Source organism: Asticcacaulis sp. AC460 (genome assembly GCF_000495795.1).
Lineage (GTDB): Bacteria > Pseudomonadota > Alphaproteobacteria > Caulobacterales > Caulobacteraceae > Asticcacaulis.
This window is the reverse complement of record NZ_AWGD01000044.1, coordinates 43,812-61,784: the sequence shown is the minus strand read 5'-3', so window position 1 is coordinate 61,784 and position 17,973 is coordinate 43,812. Positions and strand designations below refer to the sequence as shown.

Below are 17,973 nucleotides of genomic sequence, written 5' to 3'. Positions count from 1 at the left end.
TTTCTGTAGACTCCATAGGCACGTAAGAGCTTGATCATGCGGCGTTTCTTTCTAAACCGTCACATCGACTACCTCTATAGTAAGTACCCCTCCACCGCTTCCTTGCGCTTCGAGCGCAATTCGCTCTCGCTCACCCCCTCCCCATCTTCGATAGGGAGGAGGGAGTTTGCGATATCTGAAGTGCTTGCCTGCCTTAAAAATCCCGTGCGCAATTGACCAGGAATTCCTTCAGCCACAAGGTACCCGTGTCGGCATCCTTGTTGCGGTGCCATTGCAGACACTCGGTAAAGGTCGCGATCGGCACCGGCGCCTTCAACACTTTCAAAGGCAAACGCTCGGCAAACAGACGCGCCGTCCGCGAATGCACCGTCGCGATATAGGGCGTCCCCACCACCGTATCCGCCACCGCATTGAAGGTCGGGGTAAACACCACGATCCGCCGCTCGATGTTCAACATATCCAACGACTTCTGCTCGATATGCTTGGGGTTCTTCGGCCCCAGAGTCACGCTGACATGGCGCATGTCGAGATATTGCTCGCGCGTGAGGCTGTCCCCGACCTCCTCATTGCCGCTCCACACGATGCAGGAAAAATCGTCGCTGAACAAAGGTACCGACGGATGCAGCGGAAAGGTCAAACCCTGCGGCGTAATCAGAAAATCGACCTGGCCGTCGTTCAGCAACGGCGAGGTCATCTCCGAATTCAGCATGACCAGGATGTTGACCTTGGGCGCGATGACGGCCAGCTTGCGGATCACCAACGTCAGAAACGCCGTATAGACATAGTCCGAACAGACCAGGGTAAAGTCGCGCTCCGCCGTCGCCGGATCGAAGTCCGACCGGGCGATAATGATGCGCTCAATGTCCTGCAAGGCCGCCTTGACCGGCTCGGCCAGGGTCTTGGCGAACGGCGTCGGTTCCAGCCGCCGGCCGACCTGAACGAACAACTCGTCCTCGAAATGGACCCGCAGCCGCGACAAAGAATTGCTGATCGCCGGCTGGGTCAGGCTGAGGAACTGCGCCGTCTGGCTGACGCTCTTGCCCTGCAGCAGGTGGTCCAGAATGACGAGCAGATTAAGGTCTAGCCGGTGAAAACGCATCTTTCCCTCTGTGTTTTCAGTTATTTATTATAATTATTCGTGTCTTCGCACGTTTACCCTTAACAGACATCACAGACCACAACGTTCCGCAAGCCATAACGCAGGCTTATGGATCGCATTGAACGATTGAATTTTACGCACACGGCCGCCTCCCATAGCTTCACAATGCAAGAAAACGGCGCGCCAGTCGCCGGCACAGAGAGAAACGCTGCTCCGTATACGAACAAAAATGGAGCACCCAAACCCAGGGGAGACGCGACCACATGATCCGTCGCAATGCCATCACCGGCCTTATGGCCACCGTCAGTTTTGCCGCCATCGGCACCGCCGTTTACGCACAGGACACCGCAGCGCCGGTCGACGACAATGTCGTCGTCGTCACCGCACAAAAGCGTGAACAGAAGCTCCAGGACGTCCCCGTCGCCATCACCGTGGCCAGCGGCAAGCAACTGGAACGCCTCCAGGTCAATTCCATCGCCGACCTGCAGCGAATCGCTCCGGCCCTGGAAATGCAGCAGGCCTCCGGACAAAGCGTCGGCGGCGGCGGCCAGGTCCGCGGCATCGGCACTCAATCGTTCCAGAGCGGCGCCACCGGTTCGGTCGCCGTGGTCATCGACCAGGTTTCGCAAGGCAATATCAACACGCCCGACCTGTTCGACATCTCCCGCGTCGAAGTCCTGAAGGGCCCGCAAGGCACCCTGTTCGGCCTGACCACCTCGGCCGGCGTCATCAACATCACCACCAACAAGCCGGAACTGGGCCGTTTCAGCGGCCGCGTCCGCGCCGAGCTGTCCGACTATGGCACCGCCGGTTCGGAATACGGCCAGCAGGTCATCCAGGGCCTGATCAACGTGCCGCTGGGCGAAACCGCCGCCCTGCGCGTCTCGGCCAGCCGCAACGACCGCCAGGGTGTCAACCGCAACGCCCTGACCGGCAAGCTGGACGACCACCGTACCGACAGCGCCCGCGCCCGCCTGCTGTGGCAGGTCAATGACCGCCTGACGCTGAACCTGATCGGCGAATATGCCAAGGTCGACGACGACGGGCTCGACTTCTTCACCATCCAGAAGGTCGCCAACAACGCCGAGTCGGGCCAGGTCGGCGCCGTCCTGGCCGCCTGCGGCATCACCGCCGAAGACGGCAACCGCGACTACTGCTCCAACACCGGCATCCACAACAATTTCGAGACCAAGACGGTGTCGGCCCAGGTCGATTATGAGTTCGACAACGTCACCTTCACCTCGATTACCTCCAGCCGCAAACAGGATGTCGGCCCCAACAACCTGAACATCTTCCGCCTGGATGACTACCACCCGGAACTGATCCTGGGTGACCAGTTCGGCAAGGAAGACCTGTTCACCCAGGAATTCCGCCTGGCCTCGCCGACCGGTGCGGCGCTGGAATACACCGTCGGCGCCTTCTTCTCGGACTACAAATCCAGCCGCACGCCGCAACGTTTCAGCGTCATCGTTCCCGGCCCGGTCGGTTTGTTCCGCCCGGTCGACAATCTGGGCTCGGCGATCGATATCGAAGACGAATCCTACGCCGTCTTCGGCCAGGCGACCTGGCGGGTGAGTGATAAGTTGCGCCTGATCGCCGGCGCCCGCCTCAACCACGAAACTCTGTCGGTCGACTATGTCGACTACGGCAGCCAATCCCAGCACGTCGTGCCGGTCTTCGTGCCGACCTTCCACCTGACCTATGTCGCCGACACCCCAGTGATCACCCGCAAGAGCGCCGAAAAGTCGATCGACAATGTCTCGGTCAAGCTGGGTGCCCAGTACAAGTTCGACTCGGACAATATGGGCTACCTCACCGTGTCGCGCGGCTATAAGGGCCCGCAGATCGCCCAGGGCGCCGCGTCGGATCCGACTCCGCCGACCATCATCCGTCCGGAACTGCCGACCGCCTTCGAAGTCGGCCTGAAGTCGACCCTGGCCGGCGGCCGTGTCTTCACCGACCTCAACGCCTTCTATATCGACATGAAGGACTATCAGGGCCAGGTCTGCGTCGCCGTCAGCACCGGTGGTCTGAACTGTACCCCGACCAACATCCCGCAGGTCATCTCCAAGGGCTTCGAAGCCAGCATCTCCGGCCGCGCCGCCGAAGGCCTCAACCTGAATGCCGGCGTAATCTACAACAGCGCCACCTATCCCGACGGCTTTGTCGGCGGTGACGGCACCAATATCGGCGGCACGCAACTGGCCCTGGCGCCGAAGTGGAAGCTGAACCTGGGCGGCGAATACAGCCACAACCTCAACTCGGTTCTGGACGGCTTCATCTCGTTCGACGCCACCTTCAAGTCGAAGATCCGCTACGACGCCGCCTCCAGCCCCGACGTCTTCTACCATGCCCACTGGATCACGGGTGGCCGCATCGGTATCCGCAGCCTCAACAGCAACTGGACCCTGTCGCTGTACGGCCGCAACCTGGGCAATGAGCACGAACCTGTCCTGCGCATCCGCAACTTCCCGGACGGCTCGACCGGCTCGATCGGCCAGATGTTGTCGCCGCAATCCTTCCGCCAGGTCGGCATCAGCCTCGACGCGCGCTTCTAAGCCATATGGCTTGGGCTCACAGAAACCCCTCCTCCCCTGTTTACGGGGGAGGTGGATCACGGCGAAGCCGTGAGACGGAAGGGGCCCTCCTCTCCACGTGTGGGGAGGTGCCGGCGAAGCCGGCGGAGGGGTATACTGACGGTAAGTTCCTCCCGACTTTTTGCCGTTCCGGCTCCCATTCCAAGCCTTCCTCCCTCCCGTGAGGACCATTGGCCGGTGTCCCTTTCAAAAGGGACACCGGCGCCTTTTCCGACAGGCGTGAGATTATGAGAACCCTTAACTTAGTCCTGGCCCTCGCGCTTGCGGTCGCCGTGCCGGTTGCGCCCGCCATCGCCGGGGACAGCGTCCTGGTGGCATCGTCCAAAACCGCTATCGCCACCACCACCCTCGGCCAGGTCCAGGGTTTCCGCCGCGACGACGTCTTCACCTTCCGCGGCATTCCCTACGCCACCGCCCAGCGCTTCATGCCGCCGCAAAAGGTGGCCGCCTGGAGCAACGTTCGTCCGGCCCTGTCCTACGGCAATGTCTGCCCCCAGCCGGTCGGCAGCGAGCTGCGCGAACCCCAGACCTTCATCTCCGACAACCGCTACTGGCCCCAGTCGGAAAACTGCCAGAACCTCAACATCTGGACCAAGGGCCTGAACGACGGCAAAAAGCGCCCGGTCATGGTCTGGCTGCACGGCGGCGGCTATTTCAGCGGCTCGTCGATGGACCTGCCGCTCTATGACGGCACGCGGCTGTCGCAACGCGGCGACGTCGTCGTCGTCTCGATCAACCACCGCCTCAATGTCCTGGGCTTCCTCGACCTGTCGTCCTACGGCGCCGACTATGCCGCGTCGGGCAATGTCAGCATGCTCGACATCGTTGCCTCGCTGGAATGGGTGCGCGACAATATCGCGGCCTTCGGCGGCGACCCGGACAATGTCACCATCTTCGGCCAGTCGGGCGGCGGCGGCAAGGTTTCGACCCTGCTGGCCATGCCCCAGGCGCAAGGCCTCTACGACAAGGCCATCATCCAGAGCGGCATTATGGGCCCGCCCAACCCGATGAGCGGCGACCAGGCCCTGGCGCGCCGCGTGGCGGAGGCCACCATCGCCGAAGCCGGCCTGAAGCCGGGCGATGTCGCAGGTCTCAAGGCGCTGCCCTACGACCAGCTGAGCGCTGCCGGCGACCGCGCCCTGCGCAAGATCAGCGCCGAGATCGCTCCGGGCAGCGGCGGACCGCTGGGCTTCCCGCTGGTCAACTGGGGACCGGTGGTCGACGGCAAGGTCCTGCCCCAGGCGCCCTTCGTCACCGGCGCCCCGGCCGTCTCCGCCAATGTCCCGCTGCTGATCGGCAGCACGCTGAACGAGTTCCAGCGCTTCCCCCATCCCGACCTGGCTGGCCACGAAACCTGGGGCGGAACCGAGGCCCTGGCCTTCTTCGCCAAGCGCTACGGCGACCGCGCCCCGGCCGTCCTGGCGGCCTACAAATCGGCCTATCCCGACATGAAGCCGGGCGAATGGCCGATGGTCGACATCATGGGCCGCGCCGGCACGCTGCGGGCCTCGACAATGAAGGCCACACAACCGGCGCCGGTCTATACCTACCTGTTCGCCTGGCAATCGCCGGTGCTGGACTATGCCTGGGCCGGCGGCCATTCGTCCGACCTGGCCTTCACCTTCGACAATATCGAGGCGGGTATCCAGAGCAATGGCGGCGGCGCCGAGGTCCAGAAACTGGCCGATGTCGTCAGCCAGGCCTGGATCAACTTCGCCCGCGCCGGCGACCCCAATACGCCTGGCCTGCCGAAGTGGGACCGCTACACCGCCACGGGCGGCGCCACTATGATCTTCGACACGACCTCCCAGGCGCGAACCAACCATGACCGCGACCTGATCAACCTCCTCAGTGCCCCCGGCCCTCGAAAGTAACGACCATGACCTATCTCGACCGCCGTTCCCTTCTGGCCGCTTCCGCCGGTCTGCTCGCCGCCGGGCCATCCTTTGCCAAATCGGGGGAGTTCAAGTTCCCCAAGGACTTCCTGTGGGGGGCTGCGACCTCCGGCCACCAGGTCGAAGGCAACAACGTCAATTCCGACATGTGGCTGATCGAACACGTCAAGGGTTCGCCGTTCAAGGAGCCGTCGCGCGACGCCGTCGACCACTACCACCTGTTCGAACAGGACATCGCCCTGCTGGCCAAGCTGGGCCTGAACAGCTTCCGCTTCTCGCTGGAATGGGCGCGCATCGAGCCGGCGCGCGGCGAGTTCTCGGCCGCCGAGATGAACCACTATGTCCAGGTCGCCCAGGCGTGTCTGAAACACGGCGTCAAACCGGTGGTGACCTACAACCACTACGCCGTGCCGGTGTGGTTCGCCGCCAATGGAGGGTTTGAAAATCCGGAATCGGCCGACCTGTTCGCCCGGTTCTGCGAATACGCCACCGCCTCCATGGGCCCCTATATCGCGGTCGCCGCCACCTTCAACGAACCGCAGCTGGGCTATGTGCTGAAATGGATGCTGCCCGACTTCATCCTGGCCTCCTTCCCGCCGATGATGGCCGAAGCGGCCAAGGTCGCGGCCAGCGACCGCTTCGCCAGCATCCAGTTCGGCAACCAGGACAAGATGCTGCCCAACCTGCTGGCCGCCCATAAAAAGGGTTACGAAGCCATCAAGGCCGGCCCGGGCGATTTCCCGGTCGGCGTCACCCTGGCCATGCACGACGTCCAGGCGGTGGGCGAGGGCAGCCGCGCCGGCGAACTGATCAACCAATGCTACGGACCCTGGCTGGAAGCCGCGCGCGCCAGCGACTTTATCGGCGTCCAGAACTACAGCCGTATCCGTGTCGATGCCAAGGGGCCGATGCATCCGGAAGAGGGCGTCGAGCTGACCCAGATGGGCGAGGAGTTCTGGCCCGAAGCCCTGGAGGCCTCGATCCGCTACGCTTACGCCGAAACGCAGAAGCCGGTCTATGTCACCGAGAACGGTGTGGCGACTGAGGACGACACCCGCCGGGTCGAGTTCGTCAACCGCGCGGTCAAGGGCGTGGCCAACTGCCTGAAGGACGGAGTGCCGGTGAAGTCGTACCTGCATTGGTCTCTGATCGACAATTTCGAGTGGGTTGGCGGCTATGGCCCGAAGTTCGGCCTGATCGCGGTCGACCGCACGACCCAAAAGCGCACGGTCAAACCGAGCGCCGTCCGCCTCGGCCAGATCGCCAAAGCCAACAAGATATGATGGTCGCTATGAACCAAGTGTGGTGTGGCTTGCTCTGCTTCTCCTCCCCTGTTTACGGGGGAGGTGGATCATGGCGTAGCCATGAGACGGAAGGGGCTATTCCACTGACGGTAAGCCCTTCCCACCGCTTCGCGGTCCCTTCGCTGGCGAAAGCTATACTTTCGCGGCGCTCACCCCGTAAACGGGGCGGGAGAAGGCAAAGCTACAACGGCCTAATCGGCGATGCCAAGGGGCCACGTCACCATGCGTAATCTCGACCGCAGACAGGTTCTGACTGGCGCCATGGCCGCTTCCGGCGCCCTGCTGGCCGCAAGCGCCACCCAGGCCAAACCCGGCTACAGCTTCCCCAAAGACTTCCTGTGGGGCGCGGCGACCTCCGGCCACCAGGTCGAAGGCAACAACGTCAATTCCGACATGTGGCTGCTGGAACACCTCAAGGTCTCGCCGTTCAAGGAACCCTCGCGCGACGCGGACGACCACTACCACCTGTTCGAACAGGACATCGCCATGCTGGCGAAACTGGGGCTGAACAGCTTCCGCTTTTCGCTGGAGTGGGCGCGTATCGAACCGGCCCGCGGTGAGTTTTCCGCCGCCGAGATGAACCACTATGTCCAGGTCGCCCAGGCCTGCCTGAAACACGGCGTCAAGCCGGTGCTGACCTATAACCACTATGCCGTACCGGTATGGTTCGCGGCCAATGGCGGCTTCGAAAACCCCGAATCCGTCGATCTGTTCGCCCGCTTCTGCGAATATACCACCAAGGCCATCGGCCCCTATGTCGCGGTCGCCGCGACCTTCAACGAACCGCAACTGGGCGTCCTGCTGCGATGGATGCTGCCGGGCTTTGTCATTGCCGGCATGGAGCAGGCCATGACCGACGCGGCTGCGCTCACCGGCACGCCGTTGTTCTCCTCCATCCAGTTCGGCAACCCGGAGCGCATGCAGCCAAACCTGATCGCGGCGCACCACAAGGCCTATGAGGTCATCAAGTCGGGCCCCGGCGACTTCCCGGTCGGGGTGACGATCGCCCTGCACGACGACCAGGCGGTCGGCGACAACAGCCGGCGCGACGAGAAGCGCGCCCAATGCTACGGGCCGTGGCTGGAGGCGGCGAAGTCGTGCGACTTTATCGGCGTCCAGAACTACAGCCGCGCCCGTATCGACGCCAAGGGGACCATGCATCCCGACCCCGGCGCCGAGGTCAACCAGAACGGCGAGGAGTTCTGGCCGGAAGCGCTGGAGGCCTCCATCCGCTATGTCTGGGAACAGACCGGCAAGCCCGTCTATGTGACGGAAAACGGCGTGTCGATCGCCGATGACAGCCGCCGCGTCGAGTTCATCAACCGCGCGGTTGCCGGTGTCGCCAACTGCTTGCGCGACGGCCTGCCGGTGCGGTCCTACATCCACTGGTCGCTGCTGGACAATTTCAACTGGGTGTCCGGTTATGCCAAGCAGATCGGCCTGGTCGCGGTCGACCGCACCACCCAGAAACGCACCGCCAAGCCGAGCGCTGTCCGCCTCGGCCAGATCGCCAAAGCCAACCGGATATGACTGTGGCTATTCCCATGACTTCACGTCTCCCCCCTACCGGATGGTTCGCTCGTCTTTCTCCTCTCCACGAAGTGGGGAGGGGGACCGCGAAGCGGTGGAGGGGTATCTTTCTGCACCGCGACGCGATGGCGAAACGGCGCCTGGCCGCGGCTTAAGGGGACATCATGCCGAACTCCAAATCCATCTGGTTTGCACTGACCACCGGACTTCTGGCCTGCGCCGTCCCGGCCGTGGCCGCACCGTCCTGCCCGGCGCCCGATCCGGCGCTGCGCAAGGCGCTGGCCTTCACGCCGCAAACCGTCAGCCCCGAAGCCAAAACCAGTCTCGACCGGCTGACCGCCATGTTTGCCGGCGCCGCGCCCTGGGAAGCGGCAGTGCCGCAGACCGTGGCCGACTGGGACAAACGCAATGCCGAGTTTTCCGGCTTCGTCGAGCACTTCGACGGGCCACGTGTGGCGGCCTATGCCGAAAAGCCGCAACCCGACACCATCAACGGCGTCAATGTGCTCCGCATCAGCGGCCCGTCATCGGCCAAGGACGGCCGGGTGCTGATCTTCGCCCATGGCGGCGGCTACACTCTGGGGACCGCGCGCAGCACCCTGCTGGGCGCCGTCCAGATGGCCCACGCCACGGGCCTGCCGGTGGTGTCGGTCGATTACCGTACCGCGCCGCGCGGCAACTGGCAGACGGCGACCGACGAATTCGTGGCCGTCTATGCCGGCCTGCTCAAGGCAGGTCGCAAACCCGGCCAGATCGGCATGTTCGGCGGCTCGGCCGGCGGTGGCCTGGTCGGCGGCGGCGTGTTCAAGCTGCGCGACCAGGGCTTGCCTTTGCCGGGTGCGCTGGTGCTGCAATCGCCATGGTCCGACATCACCGATGCCGGCGATACCTACTGCACCCTGGCCAATGCGGATCCGATCCTGACCTATGCCGAACTGAAGATCGGCGCCGACCTGTACGCCAAACCGGAAGACCAGAAACACCCCTATGTCTCACCGGTCTATGGCGACTATCGCCCGGGCTATCCGCCGATGCTGATCCAGGGCGGCACGCGCGAAATCTTCCTGTCGAACTTCGTCCGCCAATACCAGGCGGCCGCCTCCGCCGGCCAGGTCGCGGTTCTGGACCTCTATGAAGGCATGCCGCATGGCTTCCAGGCCCTGGCGCCCGACAGCCCCGAAACCGCGGCATCGCTGACCCGCGCCGCCGACTTCTTCACCCGCTATCTCGACGCTCCGGAGTCACAACGATGAAAATCTTGAGAACCTTGCTGCTGTGCGGCGCCTGCCTGGCCTTGCCTTTGACGGCTTCCGCCCAGGCCCCCCAGGGCGGGCCGCCCGCCGGTTTCGAAGGCTTCATGGCCGTCATGAAGCAGCAGCTTAAGCCGGCGCCGGCGCCTGACATCAAGCCGATCCCGCTTGGCGCCATGGGCTCGCCGTCGGACACGCAATGGGAGACCATGGAAGGCTATCTCACGGCACGCAACGTCACCCAGCCCGCCATCTACCCCGTCCTGCCGGCGCCGGGCACGGCCAACGGCACGGCGGTGATCATCGCGCCGGGCGGCGCCTTCCTGACCCTGGCCTTCGACACCGAGGGCCGTGAGGTCGCCAAATACCTGGCGGCGCGGGGGATTACCTGCTTCGTCCTGACCTACCGGGTCGATCCGACGCCGCACGATATCGACGGCCTGGCCCGGACGATCGGCGAACGCATGGGCAAGGCGCCGCCGAAAATGACCCACGGCGAGATCGAATCCCCGGCAGAAAGCCTGGCGGCCCAGGATGGCCTGGCCGCGGTCGACTATGTCCGCAGCCACGCCACAGACTACGGCATCGACCCGCATAAGATCGGTTTCATGGGCTTTTCGGCCGGCGGCATGACCACGACCAATGTCGCCACCACCTATACGGCGACCTCGCGCCCGGACTTTGTCGGCGTGATCTACGGCGCCATGCATCCGCGCCCGGTGCCGGCCGATGCCCCGCCGGCCTTTGTCGCCCTGGCCGCCGACGATCCGCTGCTGGGCTATGCCAGCGTGCCGATCTTCGACGCCTGGCGCGAAGCCGGCAAGCCGGTGGAGCTGCACGTCTACGCCCGCGGCAGCCACGGTTTCGGCATGCGCAAGACCGGCACCAGCTCGGAACACTGGATCGAGGATTTCCATAACTGGCTGGTGTCCGAACACCTGGTCACCGCGAAGTAGGCAAACCCGTGCAACAAGTCATTAAATACGCTGAAGAATCTCCCTCTCCCCACTTGAGGGGAGAGGGTTGGGGTGAGGGGTCTACTGTCGGTGGGAATACCCCTCATCCGGCCTGCGCTTCGCTGCGGCCACCTTCTCCCCTACTTAGGGGAGAAGGAGAAAAAGACGAACTTTCAACGGTACGGATACGGCAGAATAACAGACATCACGGAGCCGTCGCATGACCCAGACTCAAACCGGAGACGGCACCACAGCCCAGGGCCTGCTGCTTTGCCTCCTGTCCACCCTGTCGGTCGCGGCAGCCCTCTTGATCGCGCCGATCCTGCCGGCGATCGCGGCAGCCTTTCCCGACGATCCCATGGCCCAGACCAAGAGCATCCTGGCCCTGGCCGTGCCCGCCCTGGTCGTCGCCATCACCGCGCCGATCGCCGGCTGGATCACCGACAAGGCCGGACGCAAGGGCGTCCTGCTGCTGTCACTGGTGCTGTACCTGGCCTGCGGCCTGGCGCCGTTCTTCCTCAACAACCTCGACCATATCATCCTGTCGCGCGTGGGCGTCGGCCTGGCCGAGTCCGGCTTCATGACCGCCTCGACCACCCTGCTGGGCGACTATTTCAAAGGCGCGCGGCGTGAAAACTGGCTGGTCGTCCAGACCGGCACCGCCTCGGTCGCCGCCGTGGTCCTGACGGCCATAGGCGGGGTGCTGGGCGAATATGGCTGGCGCGTGCCGTTCATGGTCTATGGCCTGGGCCTGCTGTTTATCCCGCTGGTCATGCTGCTGATCCGTGAGCCCAAGCACGAAGCCGCCGAAAAGACCCGCTTCCCCTTGGGCAAGGTCTTCCCGCTCTATGTCATCGGCCTGTTCGCCGCGACCCTGTTCTTCCTGGTGCCGATACAGACGCCTTTCCTGCTGACCGAACGCGGCCTCGGCTCCCCCCAGGTCATCGGCCTGACCAGCGCCATCGGCGGCATTGCCGTCCCGGTCGGCGGACTGATCTTCAAACTGACGGCGCGTCTGAGACTGTCGCAGCACCTACTGCTGGCCTTTGTGATGATCGCCGGCGGCCTGTTCCTGTTCGTCGGCGACGGCAGCTATCCCGTCACCTGCGCCGGCATCGTCATCACCGGCCTGGGCTGCGGCATCACCCTGCCGGCGGTGCTGACGGCGATCATGGCCCGCCTGGACTTCGCCCAACGCGGGGCCGGAACCGGCGGCTGGCAGACAGCCTTCTTCCTGGGCAACTTCATCAGCCCGGTCCTGGTCCTTGGGTTAACCGCCCAACTTAACGGCCTGGGCACCGCCATGCATGCCCTGGGGGCAGCCGCGGGCGCCGCCGCCGTGCTCAGCCTGATCGCGGCACTGTTACCGCGTCCCGCCGCCAAAACCGTATAGATAGCTTACCCCCGGAGTCCGGAACCATGTCCTCCCGTTTTGCTGCCCTGCTGCTTGCCGCGTCCTGCCTGGTGTCGCCGCTCGCCGTCCACGCCGATACCCTGAGCGATGGCTTCACCAACCCGCCGCAATCGGCCCGTCCGCGCGTCTGGTGGCACTGGATGAACGGCAACATCACCCAGGAAGGCATCGCCAAGGATCTGGAATGGATGTCGAAAACCGGCATCGGCGGCCTGCAGAACTTCGACGCCGCCCTGATCACCCCCCAGGTGGTCGACAAGCGCCTGGTCTATATGACGCCGGAATGGAACCAGGCCTTCCGCTACGCCGCCCAAACCGCCGACAGCCTGAACCTGGAGTTCGGCATCGCTGCCTCGCCGGGCTGGAGCGAAACCGGCGGGCCTTGGGTTGAAGCCAAGGACGGCATGAAAAAGCTGGTCTGGAGCGAAACCGTCGTCGACGGCGGCCGTAAACAGACCCTCCAACTGCCCCCCGTCCCGACCATGACCGGCGCCTTCCAGGACATCCCGAAAGCCGCCGACATCATGGGCCCGCCGCCCGATCCGGCGAGCCTGAAAAAGGCGGGCGGCGAGATCGCCGTCTATGCCGTGCCGGTCGCCGCACCCGTCGCAGCCGTCACCGTGGCCCCGGCCATAGGCGCTGACCTTGCCACCCCGACCGCCGAAACGCCGGTCATCGTGACCATGGACTACGCGGCCCCCCAGACCATCCGCTCGGCCACGGTCTTCTTCCCGGGAGTCGCCTCGACCTTTGACAAGGCGCCCTTCCTGCCGGTGCTCGAAGCCAGCGACGACGGCACGACCTGGCGCAAGATCGCCGACATCCCGCTCAGCCAGGTCCCCAGCACGGCCGGCTTCGCGCCCGTCCGTGCCGCCCATTTTCGCCTGGTTATCACCGCCGCGCCCAAGGCCTTCAATCCCGCCTTCGCGCCTCTGCCGGGCGCCGATCTCGGACCGTTCGCCAGCTTCGGCAAGCCCGCCGGCCTGCGCCTGGCCCAGCTCAACCTGTCGGGCGACGCGGCCGTCAACCAGTTCGAAGCCAAGGCCGGCTTCGCCACGGTCGACGACTATTACGCCCTGGACGCCGGCCTCGACCCAGCCGAATCCGGCATCGACCCCAAATCCGTCATCGACCTGACCGCCAAGGTCAAACCCGACGGTACGCTTGACTGGACCCCGCCGAAGGGCCGCTGGAAAATCGTCCGTCTCGGCTGGTCGCTGACCGGCACCGAGAACCACCCCGCCACTCCGGAAGCCACCGGCCTCGAGGTCGACAAATACGACGGCGTGGCGGTGCGCGCCTATCTCGAAACCTACCTGTCGAAGTACAAAACGGCCGCCGGCTCCGACCTGGTCGGGGCCAAAGGTGTGCGCGCCATTGTCACCGACAGCATCGAGGTCGGCTCTTCCAACTGGACGCCCAACCTCCCGGCCCATTTCAAGCGCCTGCGTGGCTACGACCTGACGCCGTGGCTGCCGGCGCTGACCGGCGCCATCATCGGCGACCGCGCCCGGACGGACGCCTTCCTCTACGACTACCGCCGCACCCTGGCCGACCTGATGGCCGAACAGCACTACGGCACGGTCGCCACCGTGGCCCACGAACACGGCCTGACCGTCTATGGCGAGGCGCTGGAAAGCATCCGCGTCACCTTGGGCGACGACATGGCCATGCGCCGCCACGCCGACGTCCCCATGTCGGCCATGTGGACCTACCGCCCGCAATCCGGCCCCGACCTGACCGCGGTGGCCGACATGAAGGGCGCGGCCTCGGTCGCTCACATCTACGGCCAGAACCTGGTCGCCGCCGAGTCCCTGACAGCGGCCTTTTCGCCCTGGGCCTTCGCGCCGTCGGACCTTCGCCCGATGATCGACCTGGAATTCGCCAGCGGCGTCAACCGCCCGGTCATCCATACCTCGGTGCATCAGCCCCTGGGCGACGACAAGAAGCCCGGCCTGTCGCTGATGATCTTCGGCCAGTACTTCAACCGCAATGAAACCTGGGCCGGCATGGCGCGGCCGTGGGTCGACTACATCGCGCGTAATGCCTACCTGCTGCAGCAGGGCCGCAACCATGCCGACGTCGCCTACTTCTATGGCGAAGAAGCGCCCCTGGTCACCCTGTTCCATGGCCGCGCCGTGCCCGATGCGCCGGTGCGTTACGCCTATGACTTCGTCAACCCCGACGTCCTGCTGAACCAGTTGACGGTGCAAAACGGCGACCTGGTGGCCAAAAGCGGCGCCCGCTACCGCATCCTCTATCTCGGCGGCACCAGCTCCCGCATGACTCTGCCCACTCTGAAGCGCATCGCCGAACTGGCCGATGCCGGCGCCACCATTGTCGGCGAAGCGCCGGTCGCGTCACCGGCCCTCAGCGACGACCCGGCCGAGTTCAAAGCCCTGGTCGCCCGCCTATGGAACGGCAAGGTCATCTCAGGCAGGGCTGTCGAACCCGCCCTGGCTTCGATCGGCGTGACGCCGGACTTCGAGGCTGACGGCCAGATCCTGTTTGTCCACCGCAAGACCGAGGATGGCGACCTCTACTTCGTCAACAATCGCGCCACCGCGCCGGTCAAGACCGAAGCCCGCTTCCGCGTCACCGGCAAGACGCCGCAGATCTGGCGCGCCGACACCGGCCAGGCCGAGCCCATCAGCTACCGCATCGAAGGCGACGTCACCGTGGTGCCGCTGGACTTCGCCGCCCAGGACAGCTTCTTCGTCGTCTTCCGCGAGGCCGCCACCGCTGCGTCCGCCACGATCAAAGCCCCCACCTGGACGCCGCTCAAAACCATTGACGGCCCGTGGCAGATCGCCTTCGACGGCCTGGCTGCTCCGAAATCCATCTCCGCCAACCTCGGCTCGCTGAGCGACAGTGCCGACCCGACGGTGAAATACTTCTCCGGCACCACCACCTACCGCAAGACGGTCACCCTTACGAAACCGACCACCTCACTATGGCTCGACCTGGGCCAGGTCGGCGACGTCGCCGAGGTCTTCGTCAACGGCAAGCCGGCCGGTATCGCCTGGAAGGCACCATACCGCCTCGACATTGGCGGGCTGGTCACCAAGGGCGACAATGTCATCGAGATCCGTGTGGCCAATCTGTGGGTCAACCGGCTGATCGGCGACGCCCAACCCGACGCCCAGAAGGTAACCTTCACGGCGGCCCCGACCTACACCCCCGACGCGCCCCTGCGCCCCTCCGGCCTGATCGGCCCGGTGACACTGATAACCAAACAATAGAAAAACAGCTCTTTCTTCTCCCGCCCCGTTCTTTACGGGGAGGGGGGACCGCGGAGCGGTGGGAGGGGTCTTACCGTCAGTAGAGCTCCTCTTCCTCTAGGTCACCTCGAAAAACCGCAACACCACGTGCTCCGGGTACCTGGCCCCGGAGCACAAAAACAGCGATCGTTCCAGCCAGGTATAGGGCCCATCCGGCGCTTCGAACCGCGGCGCCGAGCGGAAGTAGACCAGAGCCGGATCGACGACCTCGCCCTTCATCAGCCGCGCCATCACCTCCGGAGGCGCATGCCGCAGACCGGTGTTCTCGACATAGACCTTGAACCCGTCATGGGTCTCGATGACATAGCGCGCCTGGATCTCGGTCACGGCATCGGGCCGGATGCGCTGGAAATCCGCCCCACCCGGCAACACGACGCCTCTCAACCGCTCGCCCACAACCTCGCCGCCGGAAATCGAGATCACCCTGCGCCGGCCTTGCGGGCCTTCGCCGATATCGACCGGAGGCAACAGCCGCGCGGTGATTTCGCACAATGGCCGCAACTCCAGCTCTCCGGCCGCTGCCGGAAACCCCACGGCCAGCCCGCCGGCCAGGGATAAGGAAAACTGCCGCCGGTCCATGATGCACCTCCAAAATTAGATATACAGCATAACTTCCTCCATCCCCTGCGACCTATTCATTCGCTGAATGCCAATCCATCACCGTTATGATTATTCTCACGCCCCGGATCATGATTACCTCAACCCACACAGGGTTTATGGCGCACAAAAACCAGCGCCGAAGGAGTAAGCGTATGATCCGGGAAACCGTCTTGTCATGCCTGATGATCGCGGCCGTCCTGGCCGGCTTCGTCTATAGTGCCAACCTTTTGACGCCGGGCCACTGGGACCCGTTCGACACGGCCATCGTCGCCGTCGGCGTCCTGTTGATCACCGCCCGCCTGAGCGCCCATCTCGGTCGTCTGTCGCTGCGCCATCCCGCGACGGTCGCCGCGCGTTAACAGCCCCCCAATCCGGGGGGATTGCCGCGACCAAGCCCTAAGATCATGATTACACTCACAAATTCCTAGAATAGGGTGAGGGTAATGGCTTACTACAACGGCAATGGGCAGAACAACAGCTATACCGGCGGCATCGCTGACGACACGCTGTACGGCAATAACGGCAACGATTTGCTGAACGGCGGCGACGGCAACGACTATATCGACGGCGGCAACCACGACGACGCCTTAAGCGGCGGCAACGGCCACGACACCCTTCTGGGCGGCAGCGGCGCCGACATCCTCGAAGGCGGGGCCGGCAACGACCTGGTTGACGGCGGCACAGGCATTGACACCGTCTCCTACGCCAACGCCGTCAACGGCATGTGGATCGAGCTGAACCAGGGCACCACGGCCGGCTTTTCGCGCGACGGCAACCTGTCGGGCGCCATGGGCACCGACACCTTGCGCGACCTCGAAAACGTCATCGGCAGCAATTTCAACGACATCATCAAGGGCAATGCCGCCAACAACCTGATCCAGGGCGGCGGCGGTTACGACAGCCTCTACGCTTCGCGCGGCATCGACACGCTGGACGGCGGCGCCGGCGGCGGCTCGGCCAGCTTCGCCGATATTTCCGGCCTGGCCGCAACGGTCAACCTGACCACCGGCACCTACAGCCTCAATGCGACCAACTACGGCACCCTGATCAACCTCGCCGACGCCACGGGTACGGCGCTGGGCGACAGCCTGACCGGCAACAGCGCGCGCAACGTCCTGGATGGCGGCGCCGGCGGCGACACCATCGCTGGCGGCGGCGGCAACGACGACATCTGGGGCGGGGCAGGGGCCGACCGCCTGATCGCCGACGGCGGCAACGACCGCCTGACCGGCAATTACAGCTTCACCGGCTATGGCGACAACGCCTCGGATACCTTCGTCATCAAGGCCAATGCCGGCGCGGTGACGGTTGCCGACTTCAAGCTGGGCATCGACAAGCTGGACGTCTCGGACTTCGGTCTGACCACCGGCAGCACCTGGACCGGCAGCGCCATCCAGAGCGGCACCAACACGGTCCTGACCCTGACCCAGGGCGCCAACACGGTGACGGTCACGCTTCAGGGCGTGGTAAACGGCCACATGCTGCAACTCAGCGACATGATCGGCGGCACATCGGCCCTGATCGCTCCGCCGCCGCAGCCGGCGTTCACCAATGGCGGCAATGGCGTGCTGGACATCTTCGTGGTCGACCCGCAACTGGGCGACCAGACCTTCCTGCATTTCGAGAACGGCCTGGACAAGATCGACATCTCGTTCCTTCAGACCGGCGGCTGGGGTGGCCATCTGGCCAATGTGCCCGGCACGACAGATGCGCAACTGGTGTTCGACGGGCCCCAGGGCCAGCACTTTACGATCACCTTGCCGGGCATGCCCTACTACCAGATCGACGCCTCGGACTACATTCTCTAACGACTTGGGCGGCGTCTTCCCCCGGGACGCCGCTCCTTTTCTCGCTTTCACAGCGAAGAAAGAGCACTATTTCAATATCTTATCCCTCCCCGTTATACGGGGAGGTGGATCATTTGCGGTTAGCAAATGAGACGGTGGGGGATTTGGCCCGCAGGTGTTTCCGAACGCAATTACGCCGCTACCTGTCCCGTCAACCCCCAAAAACCGAGGGGTTGCGCAAAAACCGCGGTTATGCGTTC

The 17,973-nt window shown here is 64.5% G+C and carries 12 protein-coding genes; 10 read left to right on the top strand and 2 right to left on the bottom strand.

Annotated features, from left to right (window positions below; translation table 11 throughout):
• Positions 1–193: 193 nt before the first annotated feature.
• Positions 194–1,099 carry a LysR family transcriptional regulator gene (locus tag ABAC460_RS46960; RefSeq protein ID WP_023455854.1) on the bottom strand — a complete coding sequence of 302 codons (906 nt, stop codon included), beginning with the start codon at positions 1,097–1,099 and terminating at the stop codon, positions 194–196.
• 263 nt (positions 1,100–1,362) lie between these two features.
• Between ABAC460_RS46960 and ABAC460_RS46955 the strand changes: the two genes are divergently transcribed.
• The 8 genes from ABAC460_RS46955 (at position 1,363) to ABAC460_RS46920 (ending at position 15,287) form a co-directional block, all read left to right on the top strand.
• The gene (locus ABAC460_RS46955) at positions 1,363–3,657 is read left to right on the top strand and encodes a TonB-dependent receptor (RefSeq protein ID WP_023455853.1); all 2,295 of its coding nucleotides are present in this window, start codon (positions 1,363–1,365) and stop codon (positions 3,655–3,657) included.
• A 266-nt stretch (positions 3,658–3,923) separates the two neighbouring features.
• Positions 3,924–5,570, top strand: a complete 1,647-nt coding sequence (locus tag ABAC460_RS46950) for a carboxylesterase/lipase family protein (protein ID WP_023455852.1) — start codon at positions 3,924–3,926, stop codon at positions 5,568–5,570.
• Positions 5,571–5,575: 5 nt separating this feature from the next.
• Positions 5,576–6,874 carry a glycoside hydrolase family 1 protein gene (locus ABAC460_RS46945; RefSeq protein ID WP_023455851.1) on the top strand — a complete coding sequence of 433 codons (1,299 nt, stop codon included), beginning with the start codon at positions 5,576–5,578 and terminating at the stop codon, positions 6,872–6,874.
• A gap of 243 nt (positions 6,875–7,117) precedes the next feature.
• Positions 7,118–8,425 (top strand): glycoside hydrolase family 1 protein, encoded by a 1,308-nt coding sequence (locus tag ABAC460_RS46940; protein ID WP_023455850.1) that lies wholly within the window; start codon positions 7,118–7,120, stop codon positions 8,423–8,425.
• 164 nt (positions 8,426–8,589) lie between these two features.
• On the top strand, positions 8,590–9,678 hold the full coding sequence (locus ABAC460_RS46935; protein ID WP_023455849.1) for an alpha/beta hydrolase fold domain-containing protein: 1,089 nt from the start codon (positions 8,590–8,592) through the stop codon (positions 9,676–9,678).
• Positions 9,675–10,631, top strand: a complete 957-nt coding sequence (locus tag ABAC460_RS46930) for an alpha/beta hydrolase (protein WP_023455848.1) — start codon at positions 9,675–9,677, stop codon at positions 10,629–10,631. Before ABAC460_RS46935 ends, ABAC460_RS46930 begins: the two co-directional genes overlap by 4 nt.
• A gap of 220 nt (positions 10,632–10,851) precedes the next feature.
• Positions 10,852–12,024, top strand: coding sequence for an MFS transporter (locus tag ABAC460_RS46925; RefSeq protein WP_023455847.1), 1,173 nt, complete (start codon positions 10,852–10,854; stop codon positions 12,022–12,024).
• 26 nt (positions 12,025–12,050) lie between these two features.
• Positions 12,051–15,287 carry a glycosyl hydrolase gene (locus ABAC460_RS46920; protein ID WP_023455846.1) on the top strand — a complete coding sequence of 1,079 codons (3,237 nt, stop codon included), beginning with the start codon at positions 12,051–12,053 and terminating at the stop codon, positions 15,285–15,287.
• 96 nt (positions 15,288–15,383) lie between these two features.
• On the opposite strand, the gene ABAC460_RS46915 is transcribed toward ABAC460_RS46920, so the two are convergent.
• The gene (locus ABAC460_RS46915; protein ID WP_023455845.1) at positions 15,384–15,905 is read right to left on the bottom strand and encodes a DUF3237 domain-containing protein; all 522 of its coding nucleotides are present in this window, start codon (positions 15,903–15,905) and stop codon (positions 15,384–15,386) included.
• Between the two features lie 173 nt (positions 15,906–16,078).
• Here ABAC460_RS46915 and ABAC460_RS46910 point away from each other — a divergent pair, with 173 nt between their 5' ends.
• Complete coding sequence (locus tag ABAC460_RS46910; protein WP_023455844.1) at positions 16,079–16,285, top strand: hypothetical protein; 207 nt, start codon at positions 16,079–16,081, stop codon at positions 16,283–16,285.
• An 84-nt stretch (positions 16,286–16,369) separates the two neighbouring features.
• Positions 16,370–17,734, top strand: a complete 1,365-nt coding sequence (locus tag ABAC460_RS48695) for a calcium-binding protein (protein ID WP_023455843.1) — start codon at positions 16,370–16,372, stop codon at positions 17,732–17,734.
• The last annotated feature ends 239 nt before the right edge of the window (positions 17,735–17,973 follow it).

Coding starts and splice junctions, on each gene's coding strand:
- ABAC460_RS46960 (WP_023455854.1), bottom strand. CDS start 1,099: ATGCGTTTTCACCGGCTAGACCTTAATCTGCTCGTCATTCTGGACCAC.
- ABAC460_RS46955 (WP_023455853.1), top strand. CDS start 1,363: ATGATCCGTCGCAATGCCATCACCGGCCTTATGGCCACCGTCAGTTTT.
- ABAC460_RS46950 (WP_023455852.1), top strand. CDS start 3,924: ATGAGAACCCTTAACTTAGTCCTGGCCCTCGCGCTTGCGGTCGCCGTG.
- ABAC460_RS46945 (WP_023455851.1), top strand. CDS start 5,576: ATGACCTATCTCGACCGCCGTTCCCTTCTGGCCGCTTCCGCCGGTCTG.
- ABAC460_RS46940 (WP_023455850.1), top strand. CDS start 7,118: ATGCGTAATCTCGACCGCAGACAGGTTCTGACTGGCGCCATGGCCGCT.
- ABAC460_RS46935 (WP_023455849.1), top strand. CDS start 8,590: ATGCCGAACTCCAAATCCATCTGGTTTGCACTGACCACCGGACTTCTG.
- ABAC460_RS46930 (WP_023455848.1), top strand. CDS start 9,675: ATGAAAATCTTGAGAACCTTGCTGCTGTGCGGCGCCTGCCTGGCCTTG.
- ABAC460_RS46925 (WP_023455847.1), top strand. CDS start 10,852: ATGACCCAGACTCAAACCGGAGACGGCACCACAGCCCAGGGCCTGCTG.
- ABAC460_RS46920 (WP_023455846.1), top strand. CDS start 12,051: ATGTCCTCCCGTTTTGCTGCCCTGCTGCTTGCCGCGTCCTGCCTGGTG.
- ABAC460_RS46915 (WP_023455845.1), bottom strand. CDS start 15,905: ATGGACCGGCGGCAGTTTTCCTTATCCCTGGCCGGCGGGCTGGCCGTG.
- ABAC460_RS46910 (WP_023455844.1), top strand. CDS start 16,079: ATGATCCGGGAAACCGTCTTGTCATGCCTGATGATCGCGGCCGTCCTG.
- ABAC460_RS48695 (WP_023455843.1), top strand. CDS start 16,370: ATGGCTTACTACAACGGCAATGGGCAGAACAACAGCTATACCGGCGGC.